The 1,114-nt window shown below is 66.3% G+C and carries 2 protein-coding genes and 1 pseudogene; all 3 read right to left on the bottom strand.

Features of this window, described 5'->3' with window-relative positions; all coding sequences use genetic code 11:
- Positions 1 to 307, bottom strand: a pseudogene (locus tag EOC06_RS42380) (phosphatidylserine/phosphatidylglycerophosphate/cardiolipin synthase family protein); the annotation flags it as partial.
- Positions 304 to 690: a hypothetical protein gene (locus EOC06_RS12510; RefSeq protein ID WP_245469534.1), complete on the bottom strand. Its 387-nt coding sequence runs from the start codon at positions 688 to 690 to the stop codon at positions 304 to 306. The pseudogene EOC06_RS42380 and the gene EOC06_RS12510, both read right to left, overlap by 4 nt.
- Positions 691 to 844: 154 nt before the next feature.
- Positions 845 to 1,114: LysR substrate-binding domain-containing protein (locus EOC06_RS12505; protein WP_245469532.1), on the bottom strand; the 270-nt coding region annotated here is incomplete at its 5' end.

Here is a 1,114-nt window from a genome sequence, read left to right as displayed (position 1 = left end):
GGAAATCGCTGTTGGCGATCTCATGGCGGTCATGGCCGAAAGGGCCGGTGCCGTTGGCGCGGTCCATGGCGCCAAGCTGGTGGTGGGCGAGCAGCGCCAGGAAGCGTTTTTCATAGTCGCTCGTGCCGGCGTCACCGAAAAACTGCGCGGCGGCGATCCGCGGCCCAGCTGTCCCGGCGGAGAGCGCGGGTCGCGCGCAAGCGCTCTGGCCTTGCAGGAGATCGCAGGCATTGCGGCCAGCGCCGGCACAGCCAGCAAGGACAGCCAGCCCGAACAGAACGATGGCGATGGATGCGCGACCCTTCACCCGGCGACTCCGGCCTTCAGGGCGCTCAATTGCGCGGGATCGCGCGGCGGCATGAAGCCCTGCGGGAAGACCTTGCAGACGGGAATGGCGAAGGTGGCGATCAACAGTTCGGCCTCGCCGCGCATTTTGCGTGGCGCTGTCTCGTCGTCACGGATCGCTTTCGCCGAGGCGACCAGGGTGCCGTCGCAGTCGCAATGGTTGTGGCGGGAGATGTAGCAGGCATCATGCACCTGGCAGGCCGCATCGAGTCGGTCGGCCGGCCGGGCCGACAGGTCGCCGGTGCGGGTGCCGGGGCCGCAATAATTGCCGAAGACGAAAGGTGAAGGCCGCGCCATGGCGTAGCGGATCGGCTTGGGCAGTTGGCCTCCGGGACCTTCGTCCACGGATTGGCGCAAGCGGAAACGAAAAGCAGCGGCAGGATGGCAAGAACGGCTCGCATGTCTATCCGCGCCAGCTTTCTAAGGGATCGTCTCTACGCGGCGGCTGCACGTCTGATGCCACTCTGGCCGGTTTTGTGGCAAGGAAAAGGCGGCACGGCTAAACAAATAGGCTCCGCTCCCGCTCCACCATCTTGGTGATGAAGCTGGCGACGATCTGGACGCGGCGCAGCGGCCTGACCGATTCGTGATAGACCAGCCAGTAGGCACGGCGGATCGGCGCGACCACATCGACGGATACCAATTCCGGCATCGAGCGGGCGACGAAGGTGTGCAGGATGCCGATGCCGGCGCCCGAGCGCACCGCCTCGGCCTGGCCGAGCGCCGAGGAGATGGCGAAGCTGGTGCGCCAGTCGGCGCTGAATTCGCC

Origin of the sequence: Mesorhizobium sp. M7A.F.Ca.MR.362.00.0.0 (assembly GCF_004023175.1) — a bacterium.
Taxonomy (GTDB): Bacteria; Pseudomonadota; Alphaproteobacteria; order Rhizobiales; family Rhizobiaceae; genus Mesorhizobium.
This window is presented reverse-complemented; position numbering and strand designations above follow the sequence as displayed.